This window comes from Bacillus sp. 1735sda2, from assembly GCF_024159245.1.
Classification (GTDB): Bacteria; Bacillota; Bacilli; order Bacillales; family Bacillaceae; genus Bacillus; species Bacillus pumilus_O.
On record NZ_JAMYWZ010000001.1, the window covers coordinates 2,284,004 to 2,300,299 of the forward strand.

Below are 16,296 nucleotides of genomic sequence, written 5' to 3' on the forward strand. Positions count from 1 at the left end.
ACGTTATGATACACGATATGACATAAAAAAGATAGACGTCTACACGCCTATCTTTCTGTTTTCACCATATCAAGATGCGGAATCCCATCTTCATCATAACAATCTGAAACAGCCTTAAAACCAAATGATTCGTAAAACGACTTCAAGTAGGCTTGCGCCTGAATTTTGACTCTTGTTTCACCTAATTCACTCAGCTTTTCCAAAGCCTTGCTAAGCAGCATTTTTCCATAGCCTTTTTTTCGGCCTGCCTGCGTCACAAGAACACGGCCAATAGATGCCTCTTCGTACATCATTCCGCTTTGGAAAATTCGGCAATAAGCCACAATCGTGCCGTCCTCTTTTGCCATCAGATGAAGCGCTTCTTGGTCTCGGTGATCAATTTCAGGGTAAGGGCATGTTTGTTCAACAACAAATACATTGACTCTTTCCATTAAGATCAGGTAAAGATCCTCTTTTGACAATTGATCAAACGTCTGACATGTCCAGTTAACTTGATTCATGATTGATATCCACCTTACCGTACACGCCGCCCCCGCCAGCGATCAGTTCGACTTCACCTTTTCTTGCTTTGATGATGTAATTGGCTGTTTTTTCTGGCAGCACAGCTTTTAGTTCTTGTTCTGTTGCTTGATGAAGGATATTCATCTCTGTGTGAAACACCGCTTTTAGCTTCTCCAGCGTTTTGGCTCCGACACCCGGAATAAATTGAAGCGGAAGCTGATGAACATAAGGAGGTCTTGTTCCATGGTCACTTTCTTGATCAGCCAGTTCCTTTAAACGCTCACTCACTCCTTTTGTCATCCGGGTATGTTCGCATGCATGGCACTTTTCTTGATCTAGCGCGCGAGGTCTTACTCCGCACTTCTCGCAGGTTGTATGATAGTACTTCCCAAGCCGCGGGGCGAGTCCATAATTTCCTGTAATGGCTCTCCCCTCTTTCCCTTCAAGGGCTAGTTTGAATTCGGCAAAAGAGGCATGGTCCATGCGGATTTTTGTATATTCTCGCGCGATTTTCCCTAAAGAATGGGCGTCTGAATTCGTTAAAAAGGGATAGCGATTCAGTTCGCTTAACTGAGACGCCATTGACGTATCGCAGCTAAGTCCTAGTTCAACAGCATCAATGAGATCCGGATCGAACACTTCCGTTAATGACGTGCTGACTCCTTTGCCAAATAAGCTTTTATGCGGCGTGAAAATATGAGCAGGAATAAATAAGCCTCCTAGCTCCTTGACCTTATGCTGAAGTGTTTTCCCATCCACATAGAGGCGCTGTGAACTCAAATGCACATTTTTCATATGAAGCGCGAGCCATGCGGAAAACTCAGTCATTTTGCGCAGCGTGGGCATAAATGCAAGCACATGAATTGGACCTTTTGAATGATTATCATTAATTTCTAATTCACTGCCTAAAAGCAGCACGGTCTGTTCAAATGATAGACCACCATCACTTAGTTCAGTATATTTGCCTTCCTCTACACCTTCTATTAATTCTTCTAGGACTTCTGGAGATTGTGCATCAATCACACCTATCATCCCCATCCCTTTACTTTGCGTTGCTTCAATGAGAATTTGGTCAATGGTCAGTGACCTTGCACCTGTAATTTTAACAGCTCTGCCTGTTCTTGTTCTGCCAATATGAATATGGATGTCTGCAAAAAACTCCCTCATTTTGTTGACTTAAGTACCTCTTGCAGTTGTAAGTACTGAATGGCATAGGCTGTTTTTGCATCATAAATATGCTGCTTTTCAATGAGGTTCAAGGCTTCTTCTAATGAAACTTCCATCACTTCCACAAATTCGTCTTCATCCAGCTCTCTTTTTTCTTCAAGCGGAATTAGCTGATCTGCAAGATACATGTGGACGATTTCATCTGCAAAACCCGGTGAAGTATAAAAAGCCGTCAGCTTTTGAAGCTTCTGGGTGGTGTATCCTGTTTCTTCTTCTAATTCTCGCAGTGCTGTATGTGCTGGCTCTTCCCCTGGCTCTAATTTACCAGCCGGAATTTCAACGATGGCTCTCTCTAGTGCTTTACGGTATTGCTTGACCAAGATGATTTTATTTTCGTCTGTCCGAGCAATGACGGCTACTGCACCAGGATGTTTGATGATTTCACGTTTGCCTTGTTTTCCGTTTGGCAATTCTACATCTTCAAGAACCAAATCAATGATTTTTCCGTTGTATAATTCTTTAGTCGATAATGTTTTTTCTTCAAAGTCCTTCAATTTTGTCAGCTCCTCGTTCTACTTTCACTTTTTACTTCATTCATTTTAACATAGATGATTTAAGAGAAGCGAAATGCGGACGCTTGCTTCAATGCGCCACTTGAAGTCAACTGGCTTGAATTTCAGATTTTTTTCACTTAATGTGAAGGGATAGGAGTGTGATGAAATTGAAAAAAAGACGAATTGGTACATCAGATCTTTTGGTGAGCGAAGCGGCTCTAGGATGTATGTCCCTAGGAACAGAAAAAGGAAAAGCGCTCTCCTTATTAGATGAAGCCATTGATCTTGGAATTAACTATTTGGATACAGCCGATTTATATGATTTTGGGACAAATGAGGAAATTGTCGGGAAAGCGATTAAAAACAGACGACAAGATTTAATTTTGGCCACAAAAGGCGGCAACCGCTTTGAAAAAGGCAAATCTGGCTGGGACTGGGATCCTTCAAAGGCATACATAAAAGAAGCTGTAAAACAAAGCCTCAAGCGGCTGCAAACAGATTATATTGATTTATACCAATTGCACGGAGGCACGATCGATGATCCTATCGATGAGACGATTGAAGCTTTTGAAGAATTAGTGGAAGAAGGTGTTATTCGCTATTATGGCATCTCTTCTATCCGTCCGAACGTCATTAAAGAATACGCCAAAAAATCGAATATCGTCAGTGTCATGATGCAATATAGTTTACTCGACCGCCGTCCAGAGGAATGGTTCTCTCTTCTTGAAGAACAAGGCATTAGTGTCGTGGCAAGAGGACCTTTAGCAAAAGGGCTTTTAACAGAAAAACCACTTTCGGAAGCAAGTGACTCGATTCAAAAAAATGGCTATCTTCACTATTCTTTTGACGAGCTACAGCAGGTTATTCCTTCTTTAAAGAAAGTCGCTTATGACCTATCACTCACAGAGCTCTCCATTCAATATTTGCTTAAGAATTCTGTGGTCAGTTCTGTTGTATTTGGCGCAAGCTCGGTGGAACAATTAAAAGAAAATGCGGCAGCGGCCAATGCACGTTCTTTAAGTGATCAAGAAGTAAAAGCATTGACTTACTATACAAAACCATCTGTGTACGAGGCTCACCGGGTTAAATAAGATAAAAAAGAGATCACTGTATGTAATCTCTCGCGATTGTAAAAAAACTCATGTTTTTCTACAATTTTTTATTTTATCGTATGTATGATGAGTGAACTCTTTTCAAAAAATTCTACAGACAAGGGAAAAGCAAGAAGGGGCTAAAAGCCCCTTTGTCTTATCTTGCACTTTCGTAATATGCATAATTTCCAGATTTGCCTTTAAGATAAAATGTCGTACCAAAACGACTGAAACTATTTGCAAAAGAACCATTATCCGAATACATACATAATCGATTACTTGCGCCTTTAAAAGGAGTGACAGAACAATCTACAATTGAAGTAGCATTTGTACGAAAATCCGCATTCGTTAAATCATTTGTAGCAAGAGCTTGACCAGAAACAGGTAAAAGCAATCCTAAAGATAGAGTGACTCCAGCCATTGTTTTTCTCAATTTCATGTAAATCATCTCCAATCCCAAATATTGTAATACATCTTCATTATAAGTATTACGACCTCCTACAAAAAGGGTCTTAAATACCATTTTTGTTATAAAAAGGAACAATGCTGAATCCTACCAGTCCTTCCTTTTGTATAAACTGGTGGTGGAATTTAGTGATAATTCATCTTGTCACATGGGGTCGAAATGAAGTAAGAATAGAATGAGTCAGAAGCACTTGTGTGTTGGTCAATTGCCATGACCATGATGACATAAAAAAAGAAGCATCAGTGCTCCCTTTTTTTAGCTTTTATATTTTCTCCAGTCCAAATGACTTTCATCTAGCAACTCGGAGAAGCTTTTGTTTTTTTCTTTTTCTTTCTGCTGCCGAAGGAGGTCTTGTCGTTTTTGTTCTTCTCTTTTTTCTGTCTCAGCGGCCAGATTCTGCTTCATTTGAAGGAGCTGCTGTTTGAGATCCTCGTTTATGCCGTCCTTTAATTTCGCTTGATCATTGTTCTTTTTCATTGTGCCTCTCTCCTTTTGCCTCTAAGTGTATCATCCGTTTGATTTCCTGAGCAAGAGTCACGCCATTCTCCCAACATGTGGTATGATCGTCATAAGAAAAACCTCGGAAAGGAAGAGGCAGCTAGATGAAAAAATGGATCGCTATACTTGCCTTCATATTATGTCCGCTCATTGCAATCGGCATTTTTTTCACCAATAAAATGATGTATATTCGAAAATTAACAGATGAAGAGCTCATCAAACGGGAATCAGATGAAGGGCATTATCATCATGAAGAGTTTCAACAGCTTAACAAAGAGAAAGTGTGTATTCCTTCAGCATTTGGTTATGATCTTCATGGCTATTTTGTGCCGCACTCACATACACATACAACACGCACCATTGTACTTTGTCATGGCGTCACAGTCAGTTTAATCAATTCCGTTAAGTATATGAAATTATTCCAAAAGCTCGGGTGGAATGTGATGCTTTATGATCATAGAAGACATGGAATGAGCGGCGGAAAAACCACAAGTTATGGATACTACGAAAAAGAAGATTTAGCGCAGGTCGTGAAGTGGCTCAGACAAAGGCTCGGGGAAAATGCTATTATCGGTATACACGGAGAATCAATGGGGGCAGTCACGACTTTATTATATGCTGCAAAGCCGGAAGCAAGCGCCAATTTTTACATCGCTGACTGTCCTTTTGCTTCTTTTGAGGATCAGCTTCTCTATCGATTAAAAACAGATTTTCGTCTTTCAGGGAGATGGATTCTTCCACTAAGTGATCGCGTGTTAAAATGGCGTGATGGATACAGCATTCGGCAAGTGTCACCGCTTGATGTGATCGATCAGGTGAGAGAACCTGTACTTTTTATCCATAGCCTTCACGATGACTATATTCCATGCGAGCAGAGTCAGCAGCTATATACTCGAAAAAAAGGTGAAAAACAACTATTTATAGCGCCGCACGGGGCTCATGCGATGTCTTTTAGCGAAAATAAAGAAGCTTATGAACAAGAAGTTCAAGCATTCCTACAACCATTTGATTTGAATGAAGATAAAAGAGGAGAATGAACAGCGGTTCGTCTCCTCTTTTTTAGTTAACTTATACGATAGTCACCACTGTTGTATGGTGTCTGCCCGCCAGTTCCATATGGCTCTCTTCCGATTGTTGCTGACTCATGACCGATAATCCTGCAGTTGCTGCCAATAAAAGAACTATCAAACTCGTTTTCATATAAATGACCCCCATTTTGAATTTTTGATATGGCTTGAATCTTCCTTTCATAAAACCGTGTCGATGCTTCATACAGTCCAAGCTCATTGTAATAATGAGCCGCATCAAGTGCCAATTCCTCAATGTCCGGGTATAAGCGCTTGTCCTCGAGCAGGTCTAACGTATCGTCTATGATCGCTATTTCTGCATCAACGTATAAGGCTTTTAAGAACTGAAATTTGCAAATGTAAATTTCATCTTCTAATTCACAGGCTTTCATAATACCTTTTTGATAGAGGGTTAATGACTCTTCTATTTGTTTTTGTTTAAACAGGATTTGGGTGAGCATAAATAGTGGGTCTAGAGAGCGATTAAGATGGGTTAAATTCTCCTTTTCAAACACTTCAAGAGAGTCTTTCAGATAACGGCTTGCTTCCGCAAGGTCGTTCATTTGGTAATAACAGTTACCTAAGTTGAAAAGGGCCGAACCTATGACTCGAGGGTTTCCAATTGAGCGTGCTCGATTTAGAGCATTTTTAAAGTAGGGCAATGCATGTTCATAGCATTTCAAATCATCATAGTTTGCACCGATGACAAATTCACAGTGGATGATTCTCAGCGTGTACGTTCTGTAGGCAGAATACGTATCTAACGCTTGCAAGGCATAGTGCATCGAAAAGTGGGTTTGTTTCATGTGGTAGTATATTTCAGCTAATTTAAAGTAAAATTCTGCTCTTTCTATATCATCTGATATGAGATTGAGCTTTTTTTCTGCTGAACGGTAATAGGCAATGGCACTTAAATAGTTTTGCTGTTCAAACTCAAACATTCCTGTGAAAAAATGAACATAGTATTCAAGCATGTCCGTTAATTTCGTTTGTGAATGTTCGATCGTTTCTAGCAGGTTTTTAATTTCTTCATCATTTGAGGCTTTCTTTGCTGGTTCAAAATATTCAAGCATCACCTTATGGCGAAAATCCATCAGCTGGTAAAACAGCAGCAAGTTTTGATCTTGCTCCATCTCCAGAATTTCCTGCTCGATCTCGGCCTTCAGCTTCTCTGCTTTCATGACATGAAATCCGCAAATCTGCCTATACCATTCGTTTATTTTAATTCCAACCTGAGGCGATGACAGCTTGAGCTTCAATTCACTTTAGCACCTCCCTTCTCATATACGATACATGTTGTATTCTATCATATTTCCTCGAATGGAAGAAATATGAAATGTCATTTTTCGCAAAGTTTGCGGTATCCCGCAATAACCGCTTCCATTGCCTATTTTTCGGCATTTATATCCACATTTTTTTCATTTCTATTTTTCTCACTTTGTCGATTTGGTTGTTATAAAACGGGTTATTTGCCTTGCAAAAGATCATTTTTCAAATTAGACATTTCCAGTTGCTTGATGAGATGATGAAGGCATGAAAAAAACCCTTTTATCAAAAAGGGCTTTTATAATACATCTGTTACCTGTTCCATATTCTCTTTAATCCAATTGACAGCTAATTCGAGCGTTGGAAATTCTTCCGTTTCAAATGTGACTTCATCCTGAAGAAGCCAAACATCCTTTTTCACCGAATCCATCCCACCTATTGACCAGTGCAAAAGGGTATAGGGATGATTGTTATTTAAAAACGACACCCATGTCTTATTTTGTGCCGTGTTTTGTATCACTTTTAGCTTTTGATCCACTACATTTCCACCTTACTTTACAAGTATACCCATTCTCGGGCTGAGTATTTGTTGAGGGCTTTTCAGCATGAGTGTGTTGGCTTTTTCATTAAAATCAATGGTCATTTCCTCGTCAAAAAAGACCTTTTGTGCTGTGTGTATATACAGTTTAAATGGCTGATTATGCTTGAGCTGTTCCCACTCACCCGTTCTTTCACCTATGAGCCAAATCATGGGGACACCGCTTACCGCACAGCCGCATCCATCTGAATCATAGCGAAGAAGCAGTTCTTTCGTTTCATGCGCTGCTTGTCGTTTTGTAAGGAACGCTGCTGCTGGTTCTGTTATATGAATATACATGCCGAACATCCTTTTTTCGTTGATTGTTCCATTGTAACATACCAACCATCAATTAAACACGTTCATCCCCTTGCCAGGCTCATTGCCAAAATACGTTGTTCTATGTAAAAACGTTTACTTGTATCGTCCTTTGTCTTTCAACTGCTTTGACCATTTGTATGCCTCTTGTTCAATCTCTTTAATAATCGCATCTTTTCCATTGATATAATTTTCCATATCTTCCGGATGGGCTTTTGCCAATTGGCACTTTTTATCTGCATAAGCTTTGGCACGCTCAGGTGCTGCTTTTAAATAATCACGAAACACCAAATGTCTTTTCACATAATCATGACCAGTTTCATAGGCGTGAACGTGATGTGATCGATTCGAGCCGCCTTTTCTAAAAAAACGTCTTCCTTGAAGTCCATATTCTCCTAGTGGTTCATATCCAAGCTGACGAAACAGATGGTTACACTCATCTAAATCACTAATATGTTTCACTTCTAGCAGGATATCAATGATCGGCTTGGCGGCCATACCTTTGATTGACGTACTGCCAATGTGGTGACCATCGACCCAGTTACGGCCCACCACCTCTTTCAGTTTGGCAAGCTCACGGCGACATTCGTCTGGCCAGCTCGTTTGATATTTAATCACTTCTACCTTTCGAAGCATCGACCGTTCCATTTTGGTTAAGATCAGATTGTTTTCTACTTGTAAACGATCCGTCTGTTGAAACCCTAGCTTTTCATAGAGCTGAATCGCTGGGGTATTCGCTTCCGCCGTAGTGAGCTCGATTGGTAGTTGATAATTGATAATGAATTGCATCAGCTTTGTTCCGATTCCTTGATGGACATGATGAGGGTGCACAGCCAATCGGCTGAGGACAATCCGGTCCTCATGCATTTCATATGAAGCGATTCCTAACAACTGTCCTTCTATCTCAAACCCTATGAACTTCTCATCTGTTTTCATAATGTCTTTGACCGTTTGTTTTAAGGGTGGTAAATCTTGATAGCCAATTTGTTCTGCCTCGCGCTGATATGCGGCAAGTTGGATATGTAAAATTTGTTTTGCTTGCTCTTTGTTTTGTTGATCGAGCCGAATGATCATACCTTTTCCTCCAGTTTTTTCACAAATAACACACGGTCTTCATAAATGCCGTCGTAATCTGAAAAAACTGAAATGCCGTCCACTGTTTTATCTCCCTTTTCGATTTGAAAACCAAGTTTTGTATGGTAAGCAATGGAGACTCTATTAACAGGAGCTGTGACAGCTTTAATTGTTGTTCTCCCTTCCTTTTGAGCCGCTTCATAAAACGCTTGATAGAGGATTTTGCCGATCTTTAATTTCCGGTGATCAGGATGTACCCCAACAAAGTGAATATACGCTTCATCTGAATGAGATTGCGATAAAAAACCGACTAAAAAGCCAATCAGTTCCCCTTTTTCGACGACGACAAAACTTGTTTGCTGAAAATGTTCAAAAAATAGTTTCGGCAATTTTGCGCGCAAATCCCTACCTCCCCACCAGCTTTGGATGACGGATGTGACGGCATAAAAATCTGACGGCTTCACTTGACGTATCATGATGACCTCGCCCCTTTTCATTTTGGCTTACCACTCTCTTTTTTATAAAAACCTGTTGTTTCAATAGTCTACCTGTCCGATGAATTATTTGTAAAGATAACGTGCCTGCCTTTTTTCTTTCAGCTTTGTTGATTTCGTTCTTTCACCGTCATCTCCTTTTAAATCTTCACACTTATTTCAAAAAGTTCACTTTTTGTGCGAAAGTTTCATTCTTTTGGTATGTTAAGATGGTTCATATAGGAAATGTAACAAATGTTTATTGGAGATGATGATATTGGTTTGGATTGTTACTTCACTTGTTGTGTTTAGTCTCTTAAAGCTTCTTGTCACTTCGCTGCCCTCTGGTGTTGTGGAACGCCTTTTTAGTCGTTATGCAGTGCATGCAAAAGTAACAAGTGATCAAACAACGATCATGTTTGAGGATCGTCCGCTCGATGATCAACAAGCATCTGACATTATTCAACATTTTAATGATGCGATCTTTATTGAACGCTATTATATTTATCCTGGTGATGAGGAGCGTTTTCTTCATCCGCAGGAAGGGCCTGCACCGCTTACTATGCAAACAAAGCTTGGTAAGCATGATGTGACCCTTTATCTGTATCATTACGATGACCACGTAGATGTGGTTCGGCAATTTACTCATAAGCCTAAGAAAAAACTGACGGCCTATCGTTTGCGTTCTGAGCCGCTCCAAACATCTTACAATTTAGCACATGCTTAAAATATGTTGTATCAAATGAGACGAAGTGTTTTCCACTTTGTCTTTTTTGTATGGTTTTACACTCTTTTCTTTGAATGATTTACCAGTATCAATTTCGCCTCCTGACGGTTACAATAAGAACAGAACATACGTTCTAAGAGGTGAAAATAATGAATGAACGAGCCATTCTGCTTGTGGATATGCAATCGTTTTATGCGTCAGTCGAAAAAGTGGAGGCTCCCCACTTGAAGGATGTGCCGCTCATCGTCTCTGGAGATCCTGAGCGACGGAGCGGGGTCGTACTTGCTGCCTGCCCGCTTGCTAAAAAACGGGGCGTACAAAATGCATCAAGATTATGGGAAGCACAGGAGAAATGCCCCGAAGCTGTCGTCGTACGCCCCCGGATGCAGCGTTATCTTGATATTTCTGTCATGATCACAGAGCTACTTGAACAATACACAGATCTTGTCGAACCATATTCAATTGATGAACAATTTCTCGATATTACAGGCAGTCTGACACTACTCGGTTCTCCCCGTGAGATCGCTCAAAATATACAAACTACCATTATGAACCAGACCGGTATTTACGCACGTGTTGGCATCGGTCCTAATAAAGTACTCGCCAAAATGGCTTGTGACCATTTTGCTAAAAAAAACTCATCTGGCATCTATGAACTTCGCGCAGACAGTGTTTCGGCTGATTTATGGCCGCTTCCGATTGGAAAATTATTTGGCGTTGGTAAACGAATGGAGCACCATTTAAAACGAATGGGCATTAGTACCATCGGAACGCTTGCTACTTATCCGTTAGATCGGCTTAAAAAACGCTGGGGAATCAACGGAGAACTTTTGCAGCGAACAGCATTAGGGCATGATCCCTCTCCGGTCACCGTACACACACATAATGAGCAAAAAGCGGTGGGACATCATATGACTCTCCCCCATGATTATGCGTCTTTTGAGGACATCAAAGTCGCTCTTCTTGAATTGAGCGAAGAAGTGGCAAGACGTGCACGCTTTAAGCATTATCTTGGTCAAACAGTGTCTGTTGGCGTGAGAGGCGCTGATTTTTCTCACCCGACTGGATTTCATAGACAAATCAAGCTTCATTCACCAACACAGTACGGGACAGATATTGCAGAGGCAGCTATTCAGCTATGCCAGCAGCACTGGGATGGTCAGCCCATTCGAAGTGTCGGTATTACTCTCTCACAGCTGCAGTCTGACAGCCAGTATCAGCTAAATTTATTTGATCATCATGTTCAAAAAGACAAACTCAGCAAAGTATTTGATGCGATCCACATAAAGTATGGACCTGCTGCCTTGCTGCATGCTTCGTCACTGACAAGCGCAGGGCAGGCATATCATCGCGCCGAAAAAATTGGCGGACATTACAAATAACGGAGGCGAACAGCCATGAATCCCAATAAATTAACACCTGGATACAACCTCATGTGGGAATCAAGCCGAATGATGCTTCCAGAGCACCGGGAGCAGCTGCTTGCTCAAAAACGAAAGAAAAAAGAATACACCCCTCCCCCGCTGAGCACCGATCAACTGGAGGAAATGAATTTTTTGATCACACAGTCGATTACCGAGGATCAAGCGATTTGCGTAACATATGCCGCAGCAGGTAGGAAAGAGCAGTTTTGGGGCTGGGTAAAAACCATTCATTATGAAATGCAGCGCATAAAAATCGTCAATGATGAAGATGTTCTCAACCTGTCCTTGCAGCAAATCGTCGCGATCGACCTTGATTAAATGTGGGCAAGTGACTACGCGAATTAGTGTGATAAAAGCACCGGCAGAAAAAAGCACGCGTCTTTCAAATACGAGCCAATCAAGCCTCTCTGCCATATGGCGGATGCCCTCTCCATCAAATTGTGTATTTAATTTGCACAATTTTTCATGTATGATTGGAACATCTTACAAACTCAGGGGAGAAACAGCATGAAAAATAACTTACGTACGCTACATCCGCTTAGTTGGACGATCATCATCGGCACCATATTTGGCCGAATGGCGACATCCATGAGCATTCCTTTTTTGGCCGTTTATTTAACACAAGTCAAAGGCGCCTCAGCTTCTTCTGCTGGATTAATCATTGCCGTTAGCTCTCTGATTGGGATCGTTGCAAGTTTTTACGGTGGATATATTTCTGATCGTATCGGAAGAAAAAAGGTCATGCTTCTATCAATCTTTGGCTGGACACTTGTCTTTGTTGGCTTTGCATTTGCAGATGCCATTTGGGTCTTCTTTATCATGAACGCTTTAAACGGACTGTGCCGAGCACTGTTTGAACCAACATCTAAGGCGCTCTTATCTGATGTCACTCCATCAAGTATTCGGTTGTTTGTGTTTAATTTACGATATACAGCCATTAACATAGGGGTCATCTTCGGTCCTCTACTTGGCTTATATCTCGGGTCATCGAAAACAACCTTTCCATTTCTCGTCGCTGCCTTCATTTATTTGTTATACGGATTAACGCTAGCCTGGCAATTTCAGAAGCATCCAGTTGCTGCTCCAGAAAGTACGAAACAAATTGGTGTCAAAAAAGCGCTTTCCATTATCCAAAAAGATACGGTCTTTAGCATTATCCTCATCGGCGTTACCTTATGTTCGTTTGGGTATTCGCATTTGAGCTCAACACTGCCTCAATATTTATCCGCTTCGCCTATGATTGAGGATGGTCCGAAGCTATTTGGATACCTTTTATCTTTAAATGCAGTTGTTGTCATTGTTGTACAATATCCGCTCATCATGATCGCCAAGCGCTACTCCACCATTTTGTCGCTCACCACTGGAAATGTTCTTCTGGCCGGCAGTTTGTTTGCCATTGCTTTTTCACAGAGTCTCGGCATGCTTGCTTTCATCATTGTCGTGTTTACAATAGGAGAGGTTCTGCTGTTTGCGATGATGGACCTTTTTGTAGACAATGTGGCAAAGCCCGAAGTAAAGGGATCGTACTTTGGCGCGATGGGATTTTCTCAGCTCGGCAGCGTTATCGGACCATTTGTCGGCGGACTGTGCATTGACTATTTTGGCGCAGCCCATCCCTTCTCCATTTTTTCAGTCTTGTCGATCATCACGATCGCGGGTGTTCCGTTCCTACTCATTGGATACTACCGCCTGAAAAAGCGATCCGCGGCTACGGTCGCTGTGAAAGTAAGTGGAGGTCATTAAAAAAACCGCTCTCGTATGAGCGGTTTTTCTTTATACTCGGCGGATAGCAATCTCTTCCACCTTATGCCGATCACCTTTTTTCAAAATAAGATCAGCTCGATATTTTGTCGGTAAAATATTTTGATATAAATTAGGGCGATTGACCGTATTCCAAATGGTGCTTGCCATGTGATCTGCCTCTTCATCTGTCAAATCTTTGTATTGATGAAAGAAGGATTCAGGGTCTTGGAAAGCTGTTTCCCTCAGCAAACGGAACCGTTCTTTATACCATGATTGAATTTGCGTTTCAGCCGCATCTACATAAATCGAAAAATCAAAGAAATCTGATACAAACACACGCGGTTCATCCTTCAGATCATCCAGTGCTGGGGATTGCAGCACATTGATGCCTTCAATAATGACAATATCGGCATCCTCCACCGTTTCATACACCCCTTCAAGCCGGTCATAGGTCAGATGCGAATAGACCGGGGCATGTACAGTCTGTTTCCCTGATTTTAATTCGTTTAAAAAAGACAACAAGGCTTTGACATCATAGCTTTCTGGGAAGCCCTTCTTTTCCATGAGCCCTCGATCCTTTAGTTCTTTTTGAGGATACAAAAAGCCATCCGTTGTCACAAGACTCACTTTTAGCCCATCTCCAAGCCTCGATAACAGCGTTTCAATGATACGGGCCGTTGTGCTTTTCCCGACAGCCACACTTCCAGCAATCCCAATTAGAAAAGGGATTTTCGCATGATGCGGGTAGTTTAAAAAGGCATTCACATGCTGATTTTTTTGTTTTTCTGCAAAGACATGCAATGTCAGAAAACGAATAAGTGGTATGTAAATATCTTGAACTTCTTCAAGCGATAAATAGTCATTTAATCCTTGAAGTGCTCTTGCTTCCTCTTCTGAAACAGATACCGGCATATATTCTCCAAGAGCAGACCAAGCCTCTCTTGTATGACGTGTATATAAAGTATTAAAATCTAGTCGCGCATCACTCAAAGTCTTTCCCACCAATCTTCACTAAACTCATAACCAAAAAGACGATAATCCGATTGTAGCTTAAAATGAAGGCGCTGTCTTTATTTTTCCACTAAAGTTTACTTCTTTTGCGAAAAAAAGCATTAAAAAAAGGAAAATGAGGGTAAATAAGAGTATTCAGTTCGATAGATAGAAGGGAGCAACCAAATGAAATATGTGATCATTGGCGGAGATGCAGCAGGAATGAGCTGTGCGATGCAAATATATCGAGAGGACCCAGATGCACATATTGTCGCTTTTGAAAAAGGAGAGATTTTCTCATATGGACAGTGCGGCCTTCCCTACTTGATTGGCGGTCTCATTGATCATCACAGCAAGCTGATTGCACGCAGCGCTGAAACGTTTCGCGGCAAATACGGGATTGATGCTAGATACTTACATGAAGTGACCTCCATTGACCCAAAGCAAAAAACGGTGTCAGGGTCTCATACAAAAACAAAAGAACCCTTTACCGAAAGCTATGACCGCCTCTTAATTGCCACAGGGGCAAGCCCGGTCACACTGAATATAAATAATCGGCCGCTAGAAGGCGTACACGTATTAAAAACCATTCCGCATGCGCTGTCCATTTTAGACCATTTAAAACAAGATATCGCACATGTCACCATTATAGGCGGTGGATATATAGGCTTAGAGATGGCTGAAAATTTAAAAGCGCTGGGAAAAAAAGTACATATCATTCAGCGAGGTTCAACACTTGGCCCTGGCTTTGACCCCGATATGGCAAAGCATCTCAAAGAAGAGGCGGATGCCGAGGGCATTCACGTGACACTCGGGGAAACCGTGCAGACATTAGAGGGCAAGTCACATGTCACAGCTGTTCAAACAGACAAACAAACCATAAAAACTGATATGGTCATCATGGCCATCGGCGTCACTCCGCAAACATCCTTTTTAGACAAAACAGGAATCAAACGTCTTTCAAATGGCGCCATTGTTGTAAATGAATATATGCAAACCAATGTAAAAGACATCTATGCTGCCGGGGATTGCGCAGCCACTTATCACCGCATCAAACAATCACTCGATTATATTCCGCTCGGCACAACGGCGAATAAACAGGGAAGAATCGCTGGTTTTCATATGACGGGAACAAATCGGGCGTTTCAAGGGGTGACTGGAACGGCCGTCATGAAATTTATGAGCATGACAGCAGGACGAACGGGTTTATCTGAAAAGGAAGCACAAGCTGCTGATATTCCTTTTTCCACCATCACCATTGACAGTACGGATCACGCTGGATATTACCCAGATGCGCAGAAAATGAAAATCAAACTGATTTACAGAAGTGATGACTACACCTTGCTCGGTGCCCAAATCATCGGAAAAAGCGGTGTAGATAAACGGATCGATGTGATGGCAACTGCTCTTTACCAACAGCTAACCATAACAGATCTTGAAGATTTAGATATTAGCTATGCACCGCCTTTTAACAGTGTGTGGGACCCGCTTCAACAAGCAGCAAGACGGAGATGAAATAACGGTCAAAATGGCGTCTCATTTCAAAAAAAGAAACCAGTTCATAACCGGTTTCTTTTTTGTTATTTTTTCATCATCGCTTTGCGTGCTGCTTTTTCAAATAAAAATGGAAATAATTGATATAATTTACTGCCAGCATTCATCCAACCTGGCAGATTAATTTCTCTTTTTTTCGTCATCATAGCGGATACGACCTTCCCAGCCACTTTGTCCGCACTAAGCATCATGAATTCAACATTCTTCACATATTCACCGCTGCGATCGGCGATGGTAAAGAAGTCAGTGGCAATCGGGCCTGGATTCACTGTGGTGACGTGAATGCCGATGTCTGACAGCTCCATTCTGAGACTGTTTGAAAAACCAAGGACGGCATGCTTGGATGCAGAATAAATGGCTGATTTCGGGGTGGCAATCTTGCCTGCCTGGGAGGCGATATTGATAATATGTCCATGTCCTCTTTGTTTCATCTCTGGGATGACCTTTTTCGTGCAGGCGATTAAACCAAACACGTTTACTTCAAACATCGACACCATTTCCTCAATAGATGCATCCTCAACGAGGTCAAACGCACCAAAACCGGCATTGTTCACCAAAATATCAACTGCCCCTACTTCTTCATATGCGCGATCAATGTCCTCAAGGTGACTGACATCTAGCTCCACGATCCGACACACCCCGCCAGCACTCGTAATCTTTTCTTTTACACCCGTTAACTTTTCAATTCGTCTTGCTGAAATAATAATTTCTGCGCCCTCTTCTGCTGCCAAGTACGCCATTTTTTCACCAATGCCACCAGATGCGCCTGTAATCCATATTCTCTTTCCTGTTAATCGTCCCATGCG

19 protein-coding genes are annotated in these 16,296 nt (G+C 41.6%); 7 read left to right on the forward strand and 12 right to left on the reverse strand.

What is annotated here, in order from left to right:
- Positions 1-47: 47 nt before the first annotated feature.
- From NKR21_RS11795 to NKR21_RS11805, 3 genes are read right to left on the reverse strand one after another with little or no spacing between them, the layout of a single operon-like run.
- Entirely contained in the window at positions 48-500 is a 453-nt protein-coding gene (locus NKR21_RS11795; RefSeq protein WP_088000910.1) for a GNAT family N-acetyltransferase, read from the reverse strand.
- Positions 487-1,668, reverse strand: a complete 1,182-nt coding sequence (locus NKR21_RS11800) for a TIGR00375 family protein (RefSeq protein ID WP_144457901.1) — start codon at positions 1,666-1,668, stop codon at positions 487-489. The genes NKR21_RS11795 and NKR21_RS11800 overlap by 14 nt, the downstream gene beginning before the upstream one ends.
- Positions 1,665-2,222, reverse strand: coding sequence for an NUDIX hydrolase (locus tag NKR21_RS11805; protein WP_144457903.1), 558 nt, complete (start codon positions 2,220-2,222; stop codon positions 1,665-1,667). The genes NKR21_RS11800 and NKR21_RS11805 overlap by 4 nt, the downstream gene beginning before the upstream one ends.
- Positions 2,223-2,389: 167 nt before the next feature.
- Between NKR21_RS11805 and NKR21_RS11810 the strand changes: the two genes are divergently transcribed.
- A complete protein-coding gene (locus NKR21_RS11810; protein WP_012010459.1) occupies positions 2,390-3,313 on the forward strand; it encodes an aldo/keto reductase in 924 nt (307 codons plus the stop codon).
- 157 nt (positions 3,314-3,470) lie between these two features.
- Here NKR21_RS11810 and NKR21_RS11815 read toward each other — a convergent pair whose 3' ends face one another.
- Together NKR21_RS11815 and NKR21_RS11820 are read right to left on the reverse strand one after the other, a co-directional pair.
- Complete coding sequence (locus tag NKR21_RS11815; RefSeq protein WP_119125706.1) at positions 3,471-3,752, reverse strand: LCI fold-containing protein; 282 nt, start codon at positions 3,750-3,752, stop codon at positions 3,471-3,473.
- Between the two features lie 282 nt (positions 3,753-4,034).
- On the reverse strand, positions 4,035-4,256 hold the full coding sequence (locus NKR21_RS11820) for a YqkE family protein (protein WP_044141056.1): 222 nt from the start codon (positions 4,254-4,256) through the stop codon (positions 4,035-4,037).
- Positions 4,257-4,381: 125 nt separating this feature from the next.
- Here NKR21_RS11820 and NKR21_RS11825 point away from each other — a divergent pair, with 125 nt between their 5' ends.
- Positions 4,382-5,314, forward strand: a complete 933-nt coding sequence (locus NKR21_RS11825) for an alpha/beta hydrolase (protein ID WP_144457905.1) — start codon at positions 4,382-4,384, stop codon at positions 5,312-5,314.
- A gap of 26 nt (positions 5,315-5,340) precedes the next feature.
- On the opposite strand, the gene NKR21_RS11830 is transcribed toward NKR21_RS11825, so the two are convergent.
- The 5 genes from NKR21_RS11830 to NKR21_RS11850 all read right to left on the reverse strand — a co-directional run bounded on the left by NKR21_RS11830 (position 5,341) and on the right by NKR21_RS11850 (position 9,055).
- Complete coding sequence (locus NKR21_RS11830; protein WP_012010464.1) at positions 5,341-6,603, reverse strand: response regulator aspartate phosphatase; 1,263 nt, start codon at positions 6,601-6,603, stop codon at positions 5,341-5,343.
- A 305-nt stretch (positions 6,604-6,908) separates the two neighbouring features.
- A complete protein-coding gene (locus tag NKR21_RS11835) occupies positions 6,909-7,148 on the reverse strand; it encodes a YqkC family protein (RefSeq protein WP_012010465.1) in 240 nt (79 codons plus the stop codon).
- Positions 7,149-7,160: 12 nt separating this feature from the next.
- Positions 7,161-7,487, reverse strand: coding sequence for an iron-sulfur cluster biosynthesis family protein (locus tag NKR21_RS11840; RefSeq protein WP_144457907.1), 327 nt, complete (start codon positions 7,485-7,487; stop codon positions 7,161-7,163).
- A gap of 114 nt (positions 7,488-7,601) precedes the next feature.
- Positions 7,602-8,579 carry a GNAT family N-acetyltransferase gene (locus NKR21_RS11845; protein WP_144457909.1) on the reverse strand — a complete coding sequence of 326 codons (978 nt, stop codon included), beginning with the start codon at positions 8,577-8,579 and terminating at the stop codon, positions 7,602-7,604.
- Entirely contained in the window at positions 8,576-9,055 is a 480-nt protein-coding gene (locus tag NKR21_RS11850) for a GNAT family N-acetyltransferase (protein ID WP_144457911.1), read from the reverse strand. Before NKR21_RS11850 ends, NKR21_RS11845 begins: the two co-directional genes overlap by 4 nt.
- Before the next feature lie 274 nt (positions 9,056-9,329).
- Between NKR21_RS11850 and NKR21_RS11855 the strand changes: the two genes are divergently transcribed.
- From NKR21_RS11855 to NKR21_RS11870, 4 genes are all read left to right on the forward strand, one after another.
- Positions 9,330-9,779, forward strand: a complete 450-nt coding sequence (locus NKR21_RS11855; protein WP_012010469.1) for a YfmQ family protein — start codon at positions 9,330-9,332, stop codon at positions 9,777-9,779.
- Between the two features lie 149 nt (positions 9,780-9,928).
- Positions 9,929-11,161, forward strand: coding sequence for a DNA polymerase IV (locus NKR21_RS11860; protein WP_088000257.1), 1,233 nt, complete (start codon positions 9,929-9,931; stop codon positions 11,159-11,161).
- 15 nt (positions 11,162-11,176) lie between these two features.
- Positions 11,177-11,521, forward strand: coding sequence for a YolD-like family protein (locus NKR21_RS11865; protein WP_144457913.1), 345 nt, complete (start codon positions 11,177-11,179; stop codon positions 11,519-11,521).
- A gap of 189 nt (positions 11,522-11,710) precedes the next feature.
- Positions 11,711-12,946 carry an MDR family MFS transporter gene (locus NKR21_RS11870; RefSeq protein ID WP_012010472.1) on the forward strand — a complete coding sequence of 412 codons (1,236 nt, stop codon included), beginning with the start codon at positions 11,711-11,713 and terminating at the stop codon, positions 12,944-12,946.
- 30 nt (positions 12,947-12,976) lie between these two features.
- Here NKR21_RS11870 and coaA read toward each other — a convergent pair whose 3' ends face one another.
- Positions 12,977-13,936: a type I pantothenate kinase gene (gene coaA, locus NKR21_RS11875; RefSeq protein ID WP_041815698.1), complete on the reverse strand. Its 960-nt coding sequence runs from the start codon at positions 13,934-13,936 to the stop codon at positions 12,977-12,979.
- A 186-nt stretch (positions 13,937-14,122) separates the two neighbouring features.
- Here coaA and NKR21_RS11880 point away from each other — a divergent pair, with 186 nt between their 5' ends.
- Positions 14,123-15,451, forward strand: coding sequence for a CoA-disulfide reductase (locus NKR21_RS11880; protein WP_012010474.1), 1,329 nt, complete (start codon positions 14,123-14,125; stop codon positions 15,449-15,451).
- Between the two features lie 65 nt (positions 15,452-15,516).
- On the opposite strand, the gene NKR21_RS11885 is transcribed toward NKR21_RS11880, so the two are convergent.
- Positions 15,517-16,293, reverse strand: coding sequence for an SDR family NAD(P)-dependent oxidoreductase (locus NKR21_RS11885; RefSeq protein WP_012010475.1), 777 nt, complete (start codon positions 16,291-16,293; stop codon positions 15,517-15,519).
- Positions 16,294-16,296: the final 3 nt, after the last annotated feature.

Excerpts from the sequence above, each read along its gene's own strand:
- NKR21_RS11795 (WP_088000910.1), bottom strand. The coding sequence starts at position 500 with ATGAATCAAGTTAACTGGACATGTCAGACGTTTGATCAATTGTCAAAA.
- NKR21_RS11800 (WP_144457901.1), bottom strand. The coding sequence starts at position 1,668 with ATGAGGGAGTTTTTTGCAGACATCCATATTCATATTGGCAGAACAAGA.
- NKR21_RS11815 (WP_119125706.1), bottom strand. The coding sequence starts at position 3,752 with ATGAAATTGAGAAAAACAATGGCTGGAGTCACTCTATCTTTAGGATTG.
- NKR21_RS11820 (WP_044141056.1), bottom strand. The coding sequence starts at position 4,256 with ATGAAAAAGAACAATGATCAAGCGAAATTAAAGGACGGCATAAACGAG.
- NKR21_RS11825 (WP_144457905.1), top strand. The coding sequence starts at position 4,382 with ATGAAAAAATGGATCGCTATACTTGCCTTCATATTATGTCCGCTCATT.
- NKR21_RS11840 (WP_144457907.1), bottom strand. The coding sequence starts at position 7,487 with ATGTATATTCATATAACAGAACCAGCAGCAGCGTTCCTTACAAAACGA.
- NKR21_RS11845 (WP_144457909.1), bottom strand. The coding sequence starts at position 8,579 with ATGATCATTCGGCTCGATCAACAAAACAAAGAGCAAGCAAAACAAATT.
- NKR21_RS11850 (WP_144457911.1), bottom strand. The coding sequence starts at position 9,055 with ATGATACGTCAAGTGAAGCCGTCAGATTTTTATGCCGTCACATCCGTC.
- NKR21_RS11860 (WP_088000257.1), top strand. The coding sequence starts at position 9,929 with ATGAATGAACGAGCCATTCTGCTTGTGGATATGCAATCGTTTTATGCG.
- NKR21_RS11865 (WP_144457913.1), top strand. The coding sequence starts at position 11,177 with ATGAATCCCAATAAATTAACACCTGGATACAACCTCATGTGGGAATCA.
- NKR21_RS11870 (WP_012010472.1), top strand. The coding sequence starts at position 11,711 with ATGAAAAATAACTTACGTACGCTACATCCGCTTAGTTGGACGATCATC.
- NKR21_RS11880 (WP_012010474.1), top strand. The coding sequence starts at position 14,123 with ATGAAATATGTGATCATTGGCGGAGATGCAGCAGGAATGAGCTGTGCG.
- NKR21_RS11885 (WP_012010475.1), bottom strand. The coding sequence starts at position 16,293 with ATGGGACGATTAACAGGAAAGAGAATATGGATTACAGGCGCATCTGGT.